The organism is Sporosarcina obsidiansis (assembly GCF_009651005.1).
GTDB lineage: Bacteria > Bacillota > Bacilli > Bacillales_A > Planococcaceae > Sporosarcina > Sporosarcina obsidiansis.
Window position 1 is genome coordinate 39826 of record NZ_WHVW01000002.1, and the last position, 13603, is coordinate 53428.

Annotated in this window: 13 protein-coding genes and 1 other annotated feature; of the genes, 1 reads left to right on the top strand and 12 read right to left on the bottom strand. The window is 41.0% G+C overall.

Annotated elements, in window-relative coordinates; genetic code table 11:
* Positions 1 to 45: 45 nt before the first annotated feature.
* A complete protein-coding gene (locus GD002_RS01810) occupies positions 46 to 426 on the top strand; it encodes a sigma-w pathway protein ysdB (RefSeq protein WP_153730626.1) in 381 nt (126 codons plus the stop codon).
* A gap of 40 nt (positions 427 to 466) precedes the next feature.
* Here the strand turns inward: GD002_RS01810 and GD002_RS01815 are convergent, their stop codons facing one another.
* The 12 genes from GD002_RS01815 to polA all read right to left on the bottom strand — a co-directional run bounded on the left by GD002_RS01815 (position 467) and on the right by polA (position 13275).
* Positions 467 to 757 (bottom strand): DUF1294 domain-containing protein, encoded by a 291-nt coding sequence (locus GD002_RS01815; RefSeq protein ID WP_228548255.1) that lies wholly within the window; start codon positions 755 to 757, stop codon positions 467 to 469.
* A gap of 235 nt (positions 758 to 992) precedes the next feature.
* Entirely contained in the window at positions 993 to 1352 is a 360-nt protein-coding gene (rplT, locus tag GD002_RS01820; protein ID WP_153730627.1) for a 50S ribosomal protein L20, read from the bottom strand.
* A gap of 71 nt (positions 1353 to 1423) precedes the next feature.
* Positions 1424 to 1624: a 50S ribosomal protein L35 gene (gene rpmI, locus GD002_RS01825; RefSeq protein WP_153730628.1), complete on the bottom strand. Its 201-nt coding sequence runs from the start codon at positions 1622 to 1624 to the stop codon at positions 1424 to 1426.
* A gap of 26 nt (positions 1625 to 1650) precedes the next feature.
* Positions 1651 to 2157 carry a translation initiation factor IF-3 gene (gene infC, locus GD002_RS01830; protein ID WP_153730629.1) on the bottom strand — a complete coding sequence of 169 codons (507 nt, stop codon included), beginning with the start codon at positions 2155 to 2157 and terminating at the stop codon, positions 1651 to 1653.
* Positions 2158 to 2769: 612 nt separating this feature from the next.
* Positions 2770 to 4701 carry a threonine--tRNA ligase gene (gene thrS, locus GD002_RS01835; RefSeq protein WP_153730630.1) on the bottom strand — a complete coding sequence of 644 codons (1932 nt, stop codon included), beginning with the start codon at positions 4699 to 4701 and terminating at the stop codon, positions 2770 to 2772.
* Between the two features lie 58 nt (positions 4702 to 4759).
* Positions 4760 to 4984 (bottom strand) — a binding site (T-box leader).
* A 77-nt stretch (positions 4985 to 5061) separates the two neighbouring features.
* Positions 5062 to 6003, bottom strand: coding sequence for a primosomal protein DnaI (gene dnaI, locus GD002_RS01840; RefSeq protein WP_153730631.1), 942 nt, complete (start codon positions 6001 to 6003; stop codon positions 5062 to 5064).
* 1 nt (position 6004) lies between these two features.
* Positions 6005 to 7372 carry a replication initiation and membrane attachment family protein gene (locus GD002_RS01845; protein ID WP_153730632.1) on the bottom strand — a complete coding sequence of 456 codons (1368 nt, stop codon included), beginning with the start codon at positions 7370 to 7372 and terminating at the stop codon, positions 6005 to 6007.
* Between the two features lie 30 nt (positions 7373 to 7402).
* Positions 7403 to 7870, bottom strand: coding sequence for a transcriptional regulator NrdR (nrdR, locus tag GD002_RS01850; RefSeq protein ID WP_153730633.1), 468 nt, complete (start codon positions 7868 to 7870; stop codon positions 7403 to 7405).
* A gap of 118 nt (positions 7871 to 7988) precedes the next feature.
* On the bottom strand, positions 7989 to 9011 hold the full coding sequence (locus tag GD002_RS01855) for a glyceraldehyde-3-phosphate dehydrogenase (protein ID WP_153730634.1): 1023 nt from the start codon (positions 9009 to 9011) through the stop codon (positions 7989 to 7991).
* Between the two features lie 144 nt (positions 9012 to 9155).
* Complete coding sequence (gene coaE / locus GD002_RS01860; protein WP_153730635.1) at positions 9156 to 9755, bottom strand: dephospho-CoA kinase; 600 nt, start codon at positions 9753 to 9755, stop codon at positions 9156 to 9158.
* Positions 9756 to 9767: 12 nt separating this feature from the next.
* The gene (gene mutM / locus GD002_RS01865; protein ID WP_153730636.1) at positions 9768 to 10640 is read right to left on the bottom strand and encodes a bifunctional DNA-formamidopyrimidine glycosylase/DNA-(apurinic or apyrimidinic site) lyase; all 873 of its coding nucleotides are present in this window, start codon (positions 10638 to 10640) and stop codon (positions 9768 to 9770) included.
* 10 nt (positions 10641 to 10650) lie between these two features.
* Positions 10651 to 13275, bottom strand: coding sequence for a DNA polymerase I (polA, locus tag GD002_RS01870; protein WP_153730637.1), 2625 nt, complete (start codon positions 13273 to 13275; stop codon positions 10651 to 10653).
* Between the last annotated feature and the right edge of the window lie 328 nt (positions 13276 to 13603).

Here is a 13603-nt window from a genome sequence, read left to right on the forward strand (position 1 = left end):
TCGTCCGTATAATAGTGTATTATATCGTGTCTAGGAGTTGATTTCATGGTTTTATTGATTCGCGTATTCATTATAGCACTTGTCATTTACTTATTTTATGTAGGCATACGCTATTTAACAGATGCGAAGCGAAAGTTAGATGAAGCGTATGAAAAAGAACAATACTATTTTTATGATGATGTGAAAAACATTCGTAAAAACTTCTTCATTACGTACAAAGGCGCGATGTTTGAGGGTGAAAAGTATTTAGGCACGACATCGGATTCCTTTGATGTAGTATCTATTTTCATTTGGGTAAAAGACGAATCAAAATTGCAAGGCTTGTCAAAGGAAGACTTCCATTTCTTAGAATCTGAGGTTAAAACAAATTACCCACATGCGGAGATCAATTGGAAAAACCCCATTGAACAATTAATGAAATCATAAATACGTCCTACAGGAGATAGCTTTGCTATTTCCTTTTTTATTAGAATGTGACGGAAGTCGGTAATTCAACACCAGAAACCAAAAGAACAATCAATATGTCAACCATAGCTAGTAACAAAAATCCAATCCGAAAGGTAGTCTTCCTTGTCTTATGACGGAATACCTGCATCCCAAAATAGGCTCCAACTCCACCACCGAGCAGCGCGAGTAGCCACAGATTTCGTTCTGGGATTCTCTGCTTTTTCTTCTGTGCTTGTTTCTTATCAAACCCCATCGCTCCGAACGCCCATATAGACATGACCGCCATATACAATATCAGTGTTTGCGTCAATTCGCCACTCCTCCATATCAATCACGCCTCTGCGTCATTGCGTCTGAATTTTGAAATATGCTAGCACATTTAACCACAATCCTTGACCTCCACGAAAGGCCTCAGCTTGTGTGATGCGGGTCACTCAAACTTTGCTGCAAGATGCAGCGATTTTTTTTGAGCTCCTCTATATTCAGAAAAAAAGCCGCCTGCGTTTCCATATAAGAATGAAAACGAAAGCGGCATTTAGTTCATCTTATTTTGCAACCGATTTTTTCGCAGTTTCTGCTAGTTGTGCAAATGCTTGTGCATCTGTTACAGCAAGATCTGCAAGCATTTTACGGTTAACATCGATGCCAGCTAATTTCAAGCCGTGCATTAATGTGCTGTAAGAAAGGCCATTCATACGTGCAGCCGCATTGATACGTGTAATCCATAATTTACGGAAATCACGTTTCTTCTGACGGCGGTCACGGTATGCATAGTTAAATGATTTCATGACCTGTTGGTTAGCGACTTTATAAAGTCTATGTTTTGAACCGAAGTAGCCTTTTGCTAATTTCAATACTCGTTTATGACGCTTGCGCGTGACTGTTCCACCTTTTACGCGTGGCATAGTGCATTACCTCCTGCTTATCCTGTAAGTGTGTGTTGATAGAATTTGTTCAACGAAAATTCCTATCGGTATTACTTCATGTTTGTTAACATTTCACGAATACGTTTGTAATCGCCTGAAGAAACTAGTGAAGACTTACGTAGGTGACGTTTAGCCTTCGTAGATTTGTTTGCAAAAAGGTGACTTGTATATGCACGGCCACGTTTTAGTTTACCAGATCCAGTTTTTTTGAAACGTTTCGCAGAGCCGCGGTGAGTTTTCATTTTTGGCATGTTCTGTTCCTCCTAAATTGTTCGTGTTACTTTTTTTCGGCAAGCGGTGCAAGTATTAAGAACATGCTCCGGCCTTCCATTTTTGGTTTTACTTCAACAGTTGCGACTTCTTTGCATGCTTCTGCAAAGCGATCGAGCACACGTTGACCGATTTCTTTGTGCGTAATCGCACGGCCACGAAAACGAATCGAAGCTTTTACTTTATCCCCATGCTCGAGGAACTTGATTCCGTTACGAAGTTTCGTCTGGAAATCGTGGTCATCAATTGTCGGGCTCAGCCGAACTTCTTTCATATTGATGATCTTTTGATTTTTACGAACTTCACGCTCTTTCTTTTGCTGTTCGAACTTGAACTTTCCATAGTCCATAACACGAGCTACTGGGGGCTTCGCTTGTGGAGCGACAAGAACAAGGTCCAGGTTCACTCGAGCAGCAATATCCAAAGCTTCATTACGTGTTTTGATACCGAGTTGTTCGCCATTGTGATCAATTAGACGTAGCTCACGTGCTCGGATACCGTCATTTACGTACATGTCTTTGCTAATAGTAATCCACCTCCGAATGTTGTCTCGTGAATACACGATTTGGGTATATCGAATACTTCGATCCCATAGGTCCATTCTGCAAATAAAAAAAGTAGACAAATGATATTTGTCTACCCGCGTAAGTAATCTATGCAATGTATGCATAGCCATTCACTTATGTGCTAACCTGTCAACAACTTCATCGCGTCAATCAGGTGAGAAGCGGGTAGCCTCTTCTTATACCACAAACTGTATTCATTTAACCTTATTTACTTTATCATGTTTTTAATTGAGTGTCAACAGCTTGATATTATCGTACTGCTGAGCGCACATCTTAAGTTTCAAAAGAATTCAACTTTCATATTATAACGCATTATAAGTTATTTGGCAACTATAATTTTCTAACGTAATAAAAAGTTTTTTCATCAAATCATATACTAGTAAATACACTTAGCAAGCGGTGCTAGATTTCCGTATAGGACGGTCGATTTCCGCGGAAGTCGCCGCCCAAAACGAAAATCCTTTTAATAAAATAATACGGATAGATCTTCCGTATTACTTCTCAACCGCTTGTAAGTAATTATGTTTAGAAAATGAGGTGTAATCCCACTTCACAATTTCTTACTTCTTCACGTCTTCTCGGATCATTTCTAAGAAAGCTTCGAACGACATACTTTCTGACTTTTGTTCACCGTATTTCCGGACGTTCACTTCTCCAGATTCGACTTCTTTATCTCCAAGCACGAGCATATAAGGTACTTTCTGGACTTGTGCTTCACGAATTTTATAACCGATTTTTTCATCACGGCTATCTAAGTCAACACGGAAGCCAGCTGCTGTTAATTGTTCTTTCACTTGAGTTGCATAGTCGAAATGCACTTCCGGAGAAACCGGGATCACTTCTACTTGAACTGGTGCCAACCAAGTTGGGAATGCGCCTTTGTATTCCTCGATTAAGAATGCTACGAAACGTTCCATTGTAGAGACAACGCCTCTATGGATAACGACCGGACGATGCTGTTTGCCGTCTTCTCCGATATATGTTAAATCAAAACGCTCCGGCAACAAGAAGTCTAGCTGCGCAGTAGAAAGAGTTTCTTCCATACCGATTGCTGTTTTCACTTGGACATCAAGCTTTGGACCGTAGAAAGCTGCTTCGCCTTCTTCTTCTGTATATGGAAGTTCTAATTCATCCATCGCTTCTTTCAACATAGACTGCGCGCGCTCCCACATTTCATCATCATCAAAATATTTTTTTGTATCCGCTGGGTCACGATAAGAAAGACGGAATGAGTAGTCTGTAATATTAAAATCCTTGTATACTTCGATGATTAACAAGATGACACGCTTAAGTTCTTCTTTAATTTGATCAGGTCGCACGAAAATATGCGCATCATTTAGCGTCATGCCACGAACACGTTGTAAACCGGAAAGCGCTCCAGACATTTCATAACGGTGCATCGTGCCTAGCTCGGCTATACGTAACGGCAGATTACGATACGAATGAATGCCATTTTTATAAATCATCATATGATGTGGGCAGTTCATCGGACGTAAGACAAGGTCTTCGTTATCCATACTCATTTTCGGGAACATACCCTCTTGATAATGGTCCCAGTGACCGGAAGTCTTGTATAATTCCACGCTTCCTAGGACAGGTGTATAGACGTGCTGATATCCAAGTCTTTCTTCTTTATCAACAATGTAACGCTCCACCACGCGACGAATTGTAGCTCCTTTTGGTAACCAAAGCGGTAAGCCCTGTCCTACTTTTTGTGAATTTGTGAATAAATCAAGTTCTTTACCAATTTTCCGATGATCACGTTCTTTCGCTTCTTCTAATAAACGTAAATGTTCTTTTAACTCATCTTTTTTGAAGAAAGCTGTACCATAAATACGCTGTAACATCTTATTGTCGGAATTTCCTCTCCAGTAAGCACCAGCAATGCTGAGTAGTTTAAATTCTTTCAGTTTTCCAGTAGATGGTACATGCACTCCACGACAAAGATCGAAAAACTCCCCTTGCTCATAGATTGAAACTTGTTCTCCCGCTGGAATAGCTTCAAGAAGTTCTAATTTATATTCGTCGTCAATTTCTTTAAAGCGTTTTTCTGCTTCTTCACGAGAAACATCATGGCGCACAACTGGCAAGTTCTCTCCGATAATCCGCTTCATTTCCTTTTCTAGTTCTGGTAAATCTTCTGCCGTGATAGGTGTCGGTGAATCAATATCATAATAAAATCCGTTTTGGATGACTGGGCCAATTCCAAGTTTGGCATCAGGAAATTTACGTTTGACCGCTTGTGCTAAAAGGTGCGCTGTACTATGACGTAAAATTTCTAACGCTTCGTCAGAGGTTGGTGTAATGATGCTGATCTCTCCATCATCATGAATTGGAGTTTTTAAGTCTATTACGCGATCCCCGATTTTTCCAGCCAATGCACTTTTGCGAAGTCCTGAACTAATAGAGCCTGCCACTTCTTCTGTTGTAACGCCATCTGGAAACTCCTTAATTGCTCCATCTGGAAATGTTAATTTGATATTTTCCGCCATTTTTATGACTCCCTTTCTTAATTAAACTACAAAATTGAACGCAAAAAAGCCTCATCCCTAAAGGGACGAGGCTTGAGCTCGTGGTTCCACCCTTCTTCCTTCAATCCGTAACGGAATGACGAAGCTTTCGACCGGCTAACGGGCCGCTACCGTCATCAGCTACTTGTGTTCACTGATGCTGCTCTGAGGTGGTAAATTCATTTTTTTCGCCTACAAAGGTTTCAGCCATGCCCTTGCTCTCTGGAAGGTAAAAAAAGATTATTGTCCTCTTCGATGCATTTTGACAAATTATTTACGTTAAACTAAGTCATATTATAGAAAAACTTTTACAGAATTGCAAGCAAACTATTCAATTTTTATTTAATCCCGCCAGTTCTGGCCGCCTAATTTGAATGGTTTGCTGACCATACGAATTCTTTCCATAATCCTTGCTGCCTTGATCGGTTCTTTTTCACCACGTTGGGAAGTGGTTAAATGGTGTTCTAGCTCACTATAGTCGAAATTAGACGTAAAGAATACGGGTAGTTTTTCAGCCATGCGATACTGTAAGATTGTCCCGAGCACTTCATCACGTGTCCATGTAGACATCGTTTCAGCTCCGATGTCATCTAGCATAAGAATCGGGGCCTTTTTGACAAACTCTACCTTTTCATCAAGTGTTTGATTTTGGATTGATTGTTTCATTTCACGTAAAAACTCTGGAACATAGACAACGACTGTCTGTACCTGCCGTGTAGCCAGTTCGTTCGCCAAGGCACCTAAAATAAAGGATTTACCAATGCCAAAGTCTCCATATAGATAGAATCCTCGTTCAGGTATCTTTCCTGTAGAGTCTACTTGATTCAAGAAGTCTTTTGCCGCTCTCATGACGATTACTCGGCTGTCTTCCGAAAGAAAATCAACATTTGACAGGCGAGCTTCCATTACTTCTTTGGGCATATACATACTGTTGACCATTTTCGATACATTTCGACGTTCATCGTCAAGCTGCTTCGTCGGACAGATGACATAGTCCAAATCGATTAATCGCTGCGCAATCACTAATTTAGGTTCGAAACCCTTCATGACATTAATGCAGCCCGCTAAATTAGGACAGCGATCACATGCATGGGAAGCAGAGGTGTATTCATAAAGCTTACCAAGGCTACGATTCACAACCTCCGTATTCACTTCATTTGAATGTTCACTGATGAATTGTTGGATTGCTGGGTCTTCGAGTACTTCTTTCCGAAGCTCTTCATATTTCGTAGCAAGCGAAGGGGCATTAACTACTCGCTTCATGGCCTCCCCAATTCGTTCCATGTTATTTCACCTCGGTTTCTTGTATACCTAATTCTTTCATTAATTTTTGTCGCTCTTCCTCGATATTAAAATCAGAAGGTGCTTCTGTCTTTTTCGGTTTGTTATTTCGCTTAGCAAACCATTCAGGCACTTTTTCTTGTCGAGTAGTTTTCTGCTTTTTATTCGCAGTCTTTTTCCCTCCACTTTTCCACTCCAAGTACTGGTCATGCTCTTCTCGAGATAATTTCATAGCTGTTTTCGCATCCTTAACATCTTTGGAAGCCCAGTGAGAAGCGATTCGTTCAGCATATCCTTTTGTGATTTTACCGTCATTGCGAATCTTTAAATATTGGAAGAGGACATTTACCACACCAACTGGAAGCTCATGAGTAACAATTAATTGCTCTGCTAGCTTTAAATCCACTTCAAAAGGTTCTTTCCCACCGCTCATTTCACGTAACATTTCCTTTGGAGAAATATTCTCCAAATAATGAATATACTCTTCTTCCTTGCTCATAGGTGCTTTTAAAACCTCTTTCGGTTGGGGTGCAGTGAAAGCAGTTTGTAATTTTGGCGGTTGCGAGGATCTATTCATTTTATAAAATTCAGCTGCTGCTTTCCGCATTCTTTCCTCTGTCACTTGATGATTTTCATCCATTGCAATCATCACGACTTTCTGCATATCAATAGGATTTAATGAATATAGGAATGAAAGCTTTGCAATCATTTCCTGGGAAATGTTGCGTAGCGATGACTTCGGAATCATTTGTTCGGATAGTCCGCTATAGAATAATTCAAAGTTAAATTCCGAGAAATAAAATGGGATGCCCGGCGCTTCAGTCTTCCCTTTAAACTGTATTCCTGAAGCCAATTCCACTGCTTGTTCGCCTCTTGCTGGCTGAAACACGTCCAAAAATGTACGGGAAACATCTTGATAGTCTCTTTCAGCAATACCGTCATCCAAAAAACGGCTACGCAACTGACGGTACGGTTGCTCCCCAATTTTACTGAATAAAAAAGTAGACAATAAAGGATCGTTGAAGAAAGAGGGGGCATCTAATGGTGGCAGAAGTTCATAAAGAAATGACCGTTGCTCCCCTTCTCCTTGCTTTCGATATGTCCGGAGCAGTCCGATTGCCTCTAATGCAATCCTCGCTTGAAAAATAGGCTGAAGCGGGAAAGATAATACATTCATTAAATAATAGTGGGAATGTTCTTGAGGCTCTCGGTTCTCGGCATCCGTCCAGAGTGTTAAAAACAAGCTGACGGCTTCAGAACCAATGAGTGGCTGATAAAATAATGTAATCATCTGCCGATCGTAGGCAGAAAAAGGGTGGGTTAATTTTACCCGGAAGGAATCGACAGGCTGTAGTTCTGTATAAAGCATCATGACAATTGCCTCCTCCTTTGGTTAAACGAGTTACTCTTTTTGATCTTTTCTATTTTGTAGATGCTGTAATTCATCTATAAATACGGTAATGTCTTTGTATTGACGATAAACAGAAGCGAAACGTACGTATGCGACCTCATCCACATCGACCAACCGCTCCATTACCATTTCTCCCACTTGGTCGGAGTCTATTTCAACAATTCCCGCGCTTCTCAATTCCTTTTCTATCGATATCACGATATCTTTCAATTTTTCAATAGGCACTGGCCGCTTTTCGCAGGCGCGGATCAATCCTCTGAGTAATTTTTCACTGCTAAACTCTTCACGTGTCGCGTCTTTTTTAACAACGATTAGTGGAGAGTGTTCCACTTTTTCAAATGTCGTGAAACGAAAACTACATTTTTCGCATTCACGTCGTCTCCGTATCGAACGATTTTCTTCCGCAGGACGTGAATCGATAACACGCGTTCCATTATAATAACAAGCTGGACATAACATAGTCGGTTCCTCCGCATTTTTATTGGTACTTTTCATTATAACAGAAACTATCCACACAACAACCAGAGTACAATGAAAAAGCACCTCACCGGTTGAGGTGAAGTGCCAAAAATTATTATTACAAAGTGACTTTGTTGTTTAAAGCTGCTGCAACTTTTTTTGTTAATTGGACAACACGCGCTGAATAGCCCCATTCGTTGTCATACCAAGCTAACACTTTTACTTTGCGATCACCCATTACAATCGTAGAGAGACCATCAATCGTTGCAGATTCAGTGGTAGTATTGAAGTCAATAGATACTAGTGGTTCTTTCGTGAAACGAATAATACCTTTCATTGGTCCATTTGCAGCTTTTACAAATGCATTATTCACTTCTTCTACAGAAACATCTTGTTCCAAATCCACTACTAAATCAACAAGTGAAACGTTTGGCGTTGGTATACGTAATGCCAAACCATGAATTTTCCCTTCAAGCTCTGGTAGCACCAAAGAAAGTGCTTTTGCTGCACCTGTTGAAGTCGGAATAATTGACTCGCTGCAAGAACGAGCACGACGCAAGTCTTTATGCGGATTATCTAAGTTTTTCTGATCATTTGTGAAAGCATGTACTGTTGTCATCAAGCCATTCACAATACCGAATTCATCATTCAGTACTTTCGCAACTGGTGCCAAGCAATTTGTTGTACAGCTCGCATTGGAGATTACACTGTGTTTTTCAATATCTAATTTGTCGTCATTCACACCAATGACTACTGTGACATCTTCATTCTTTCCAGGAGCGGTCAAGATTACTTTTTTCGCTCCTGAATCCAGGTGAAGAGCTGCTTTTTCACGTGAATTAAATACTCCGGTTGATTCTATAACAATATCAACACCAAGCTCTTTCCAAGGCAATTTAGCCGGGTCACGCTGCGTAATTAGTTGCACACGCTTGCCATCTACAATGATCGCATTTTCTTCTGCTTGGATCTCACCGTCAAAAACACCGTGAGTTGAATCATATTTTAATAGGTGAGCAATAGTTTCAGCTGGATATGTCGCGTTTACGGCAACTAAATTAACATCATCTTCCTTGATAATTTGACGGAATACCATCCGTCCAATACGGCCGAGTCCGTTAATTGCAATCGTAGTAGTCATGTAAGGGATCCTCCTGCATGTATGTTATACTTATTATCTTATATTCGATCATTAGTATAACACATATTACGATTTAGCCAACACTATTACGTTATTTATTTAAAAAATAATTTTTCTGAACACACAAAACTCTTCATATGGTGATCAAAGAGGAATCGCTTTCCATTTACGAAGGATTTCTACTAACTGTTTCTCAGTTTCTTCTATTGTTCCATTGTTATGAATGACTGCGTCGGCACCTTGTTCTTTAATTGTCATATCAAGTTGAGAAGCAATTCGAGCATCTGCTTCTTGTTCTGACAGTTCGTTTCGAGCAATGAGGCGTTGTTTTTGCAATTCTTTTGTGACGGAGACAACTAGAACTTTTTCTACATAGGAGTGTAGTTTACTTTCAAATAGTAAGGGGATGTCCATGATAACGGTCTGATAGCCTTGTCGCAAATATTCTTCTTTTTGTCTGACCATGTGAGCCCTGATCGCTGGATGCATCATTTCGTTTAACTGGCTACGCTTGCCGGCATCACCGAAAACAATAGCGCCTAGTTTCTCACGGTTCAGAGATCCATCTTGCTGAATAACGTCGCTACCGAATGAATTTTGAATCTCTATAAGAAGAGGACTGTCTGGTTCTACAACTTGCCGCGCAATCACATCTGCATCTACAATGGGGTAACCTTTTTCACGCAGCATAGTGGCGACCGTACTTTTACCACTCGCAATGCTACCTGTCAATCCGATGATCATTCTGCTCACTCCTTATTTTTGACATGAAGGACAATAAACTGAAGTTCTTCCGGCAATCTGCTTGCTTTTCGTTGGTTTCCCACATGTGCCACAGACTTTTTTTCCGTACATATGCAATCTATTTTGCATCGTACCTGCGTTGCCATTGACAGAACGATAGTCTGAAATGGTACTTCCCCCTGCGTCGATACTTTCTTGTAACACACGAACTATTTCTTGGAATAGTTGTACTTTACGTTTCCTACTAATTCGATCACACGTACGTGCAGGATGAATATTCATGTGGAACAACGCTTCTGTCGCGTAAATATTCCCACACCCAGAAATGACTTTACCATCCATAATGACTTCTTTAATTGCTTTCCCTTTATACTTTGTAGACTCTGCTAATATGAGAAAGTGATCCAGCGCGTCTTCTGAAAAAGGTTCAGGCGCCATTTCAAGCAGTGGTGGAAAGTCTTCTTCCGTTTGCAAAAGACGCATTTCCCCAAAGCGACGTATATCCGAATATACGAGCAAACCGCCATCTTCCATTTCTAAAAAGATGTGCGCGTGTTTACGAAACTTCTCTTCTGTTATTTCATTAGGAGAATTGACGACGAACCACGCACCCGTCATCCCTAAATGACTGACGAGTAGATGGGGTTGTTCCTTTTTCTGCAAATGAAAATAAATATATTTACTACGACGCACAATCTTCACAATCTGCATTTGCTCTAATACTTGAAGAAAGTCTTCCACTGTTCTCCCTTTAATAATGGTTTCTTTCCCAGCTAATTTGGATGTCACCACTGTATCTGAGACAGAAAGCCTTTTGATCGTTCTTCCTTCAACGAGCGGTGCAAGATCACGCACCACTCCTTCTACTTCCGGTAGTTCTGGCATGTATACCCACTCACTTCGTTTCGTACCAAGACTTGCCATGATTCCAATCGACTTTTAATGGAACATCTAGCTGAAGCGTTTGTTCCATGACTTCTGGTACGATTTCTATTAATTTCTCTAATTCTGCAACAGGGGCTTCAAAAATCAATTCGTCATGCACTTGCAATAGCATGCGTGCTTGGAGCTGTTCTTGCTCAAGTCTTGCATCCATGTCGATCATCGCTTTTTTAATAATATCCGCTGCAGTTCCTTGAATCGGTGTGTTCATAGCGGTCCGTTCTGCAAAACTCCGCAGATTGAAATTAGAACTTGTAATATCAGGCAGGTAACGGCGTCTATTGAGCAAAGTCGTTACATACCCTTTTTGCTTCGCATCAATAATACTATCATCCATATATTGCTTGACCCCCGGGAAACTTGCCAAATACGTATCGATAAACTCCCCTGCTTCTTTACGTGTAATGTTCAAGCTTTGAGACAATCCATAGTCACTGATGCCATACACAATACCAAAGTTGACAGCTTTTGCAGCACGACGCATATTGCTGTCAACTTCATCTTCCGACACACCAAATACATCCATAGCGGTCTTCGTATGAATGTCCGCTCCTTGACGGAATGCTTCGATCAGTTTTTCGTCCTGCGAAATGTGAGCTAGCACACGTAATTCAATTTGAGAATAATCTGCTGCGAACATAATCCATTCTGGTTCAGATGGAATGAACGCAGCTCGAATTTTCCGCCCTTCTTCCAATCGAATAGGGATGTTCTGCAAGTTAGGATTAATAGAGCTTAAACGACCTGTTTGGGTCAATGCTTGCTGAAAGCGTGTATGAATTTTTCCATCTTCATGAATTTCTTTAGAAAGACCTTCTATATAAGTCGAGTTCAACTTTCCAAGCTGGCGATAAAGCAAAATATGCTGAATAACTTCATGCTCACTCTCAAGCTTTTCCAAAACATCAGCTGCAGTTGAGTAGCCTGTTTTTGTCTTCTTGATCGGTGTTAGACCGATTTTCTCAAACAGTATGACACCCAGCTGTTTCGGTGAATTGATATTAAATTTATCACCGGCGATTTCATAGATTTGCTGCTCAATCAACTCAAGACGTTCAGACAATTGATGCCCGATCGTTTGAAGCACATCCAAATCGGTCTTCACGCCGGTCACTTCCATCTTTCCTAAGATTTTCGCTAATGGAAGTTCAAGCTCGTGAAATAATTCTTGTTGCTCGTTATCTTCTAATTGTTTGGATACGACAGCGTGTAGCTGCCACACTGCATGAGCTTTTCTTGCGACATGCTCTGCAAGTTGATCTACAGAAGGTAGTGATCGTTTTGCCCCTTTGCCATATACGGACTCATCACTCTTCACGCCATGATAACCGAAAGAACGCACTATTTCCGCTACATCTCCAGTCGAGAAGGAAGGATTAACTATATACGCTGCTAGCATCAAATCAAAGTCCGCACCGTTAAGTTCCATGTCAAGTCTGGCAATTGCTGCATACGCTGCCTTCGAGTCAGATGCGTATTTCGTCATCGCTTCACTTCCAAGCCAGTCCTTCAATTCAGACGAGGTTTTCGCTACCTCTGTTGAAATAAAGTAGGTATTGAATTCATCTGCCAATCCAATCCCTAAAATATCCGCAGATAAGTAATTGTCTCCGTCCATTTCCACATGAAGAGACATCGTATCGTTAAGCATGTCCGAAGTTACTTTATCTACGATTTGAATGGTAATGTCATCCATCGGCTGCACGTCGACTGGCGCATCTAGCTTCTCTAAGAGTGAATTAAACTGAAGCTCTTTGTATAGATTGATGACTTGTTCCTCATCTCTGCCCGGGAACACGAGATCTTCTAATAAAACTTCTACAGGTGCATGCACTTCAATTGTTGCGAGTTTTTTACTCATGAAAGCCTGTTCTTTGTTGGACACTAAGTTTTCTTTCATTTTCTTTGCTGTAATTTGATCGATCGATTCATAGACCTTTTCTACTGAACCATATTCTTTCAATAATTTCAGTGCTGTTTTTTCTCCGATGCCCGGTACTCCTGGAATATTGTCAGATGCATCTCCCATTAAGCCTTTCATATCGATAATCTGTAATGGCGCGATCCCATACTTTTCTTCAATATGTTGCGGTGTGTATTTTTCGAGGTCCGTAATTCCTTTCCTCGTAATACAAACTGTCGTCTGTTCATTTGCAAGCTGTGTTAGATCTTTATCTCCAGAAATCACGACTACTTCAGCTTTTGCTTCACTGCATTCTCTGCTCAACGTGCCAATAATATCATCTGCTTCGTAAAGATCGAGTTCGTATTGCGATATTCCGAATGCTTCGATTAACTTGCGAATATAAGGGAATTGCTCGGATAATTCAGGTGGAGTCTTCTGACGTCCCCCTTTATATTCCGTGAAAGTATTATGACGGAACGTTGTTTTTCCCGCATCCCACGCTACTAAGACGTGTGTTGGTTTTTCATTATCCAGAATCGTTTCAAGCATCATCGTAAATCCATATACAGCATTTGTGTGTATTCCTTTATCATTCGTCAATAATGGTAAAGCAAAAAAAGCTCGATACGCTAAACTGTTACCATCGAGTAAAACTATTTTCTTCTTAGTCAAATTCCATCCCACTCCTTGTGTCGTCGATCTTATTCTTCTGTCCTTTTAAGCCCTCCAACGCCTGTCGTGGCTTGACGGCGCTTTCCGCTTTTGGTGACATCCAGCTCCCACGGCTAGCCCCTCGGGACACTTCAGTCTGACTTCTACAGGCAAAAAGCGCCTGTAGCTACCAGCCTTCCAGTGCCTGTCGGGGCTGAACAGCCGTCTCCGCTTTTGGTGACATCTAGCTTCAAGCGCCAGCCTCTCGGGTCGTTTCGATCTTAAAGATAAAGGCAAAGAGCGCCTTTATTTTAAGCCCTCCAACGCCTGTCGAGGCTTGACGGCGCTT

Coding starts and splice junctions, on each gene's coding strand:
- GD002_RS01810 (WP_153730626.1), top strand. CDS start 46: ATGGTTTTATTGATTCGCGTATTCATTATAGCACTTGTCATTTACTTA.
- rplT (WP_153730627.1), bottom strand. CDS start 1,352: ATGCCACGCGTAAAAGGTGGAACAGTCACGCGCAAGCGTCATAAACGA.
- rpmI (WP_153730628.1), bottom strand. CDS start 1,624: ATGCCAAAAATGAAAACTCACCGCGGCTCTGCGAAACGTTTCAAAAAA.
- infC (WP_153730629.1), bottom strand. CDS start 2,157: ATGTACGTAAATGACGGTATCCGAGCACGTGAGCTACGTCTAATTGAT.
- thrS (WP_153730630.1), bottom strand. CDS start 4,701: ATGGCGGAAAATATCAAATTAACATTTCCAGATGGAGCAATTAAGGAG.
- dnaI (WP_153730631.1), bottom strand. CDS start 6,003: ATGGAACGAATTGGGGAGGCCATGAAGCGAGTAGTTAATGCCCCTTCG.
- GD002_RS01845 (WP_153730632.1), bottom strand. CDS start 7,372: ATGATGCTTTATACAGAACTACAGCCTGTCGATTCCTTCCGGGTAAAA.
- nrdR (WP_153730633.1), bottom strand. CDS start 7,870: ATGTTATGTCCAGCTTGTTATTATAATGGAACGCGTGTTATCGATTCA.
- GD002_RS01855 (WP_153730634.1), bottom strand. CDS start 9,011: ATGACTACTACGATTGCAATTAACGGACTCGGCCGTATTGGACGGATG.
- coaE (WP_153730635.1), bottom strand. CDS start 9,755: ATGATCATCGGATTGACAGGTAGCATTGCGAGTGGTAAAAGTACGGTC.
- mutM (WP_153730636.1), bottom strand. CDS start 10,640: ATGCCAGAACTACCGGAAGTAGAAGGAGTGGTGCGTGATCTTGCACCG.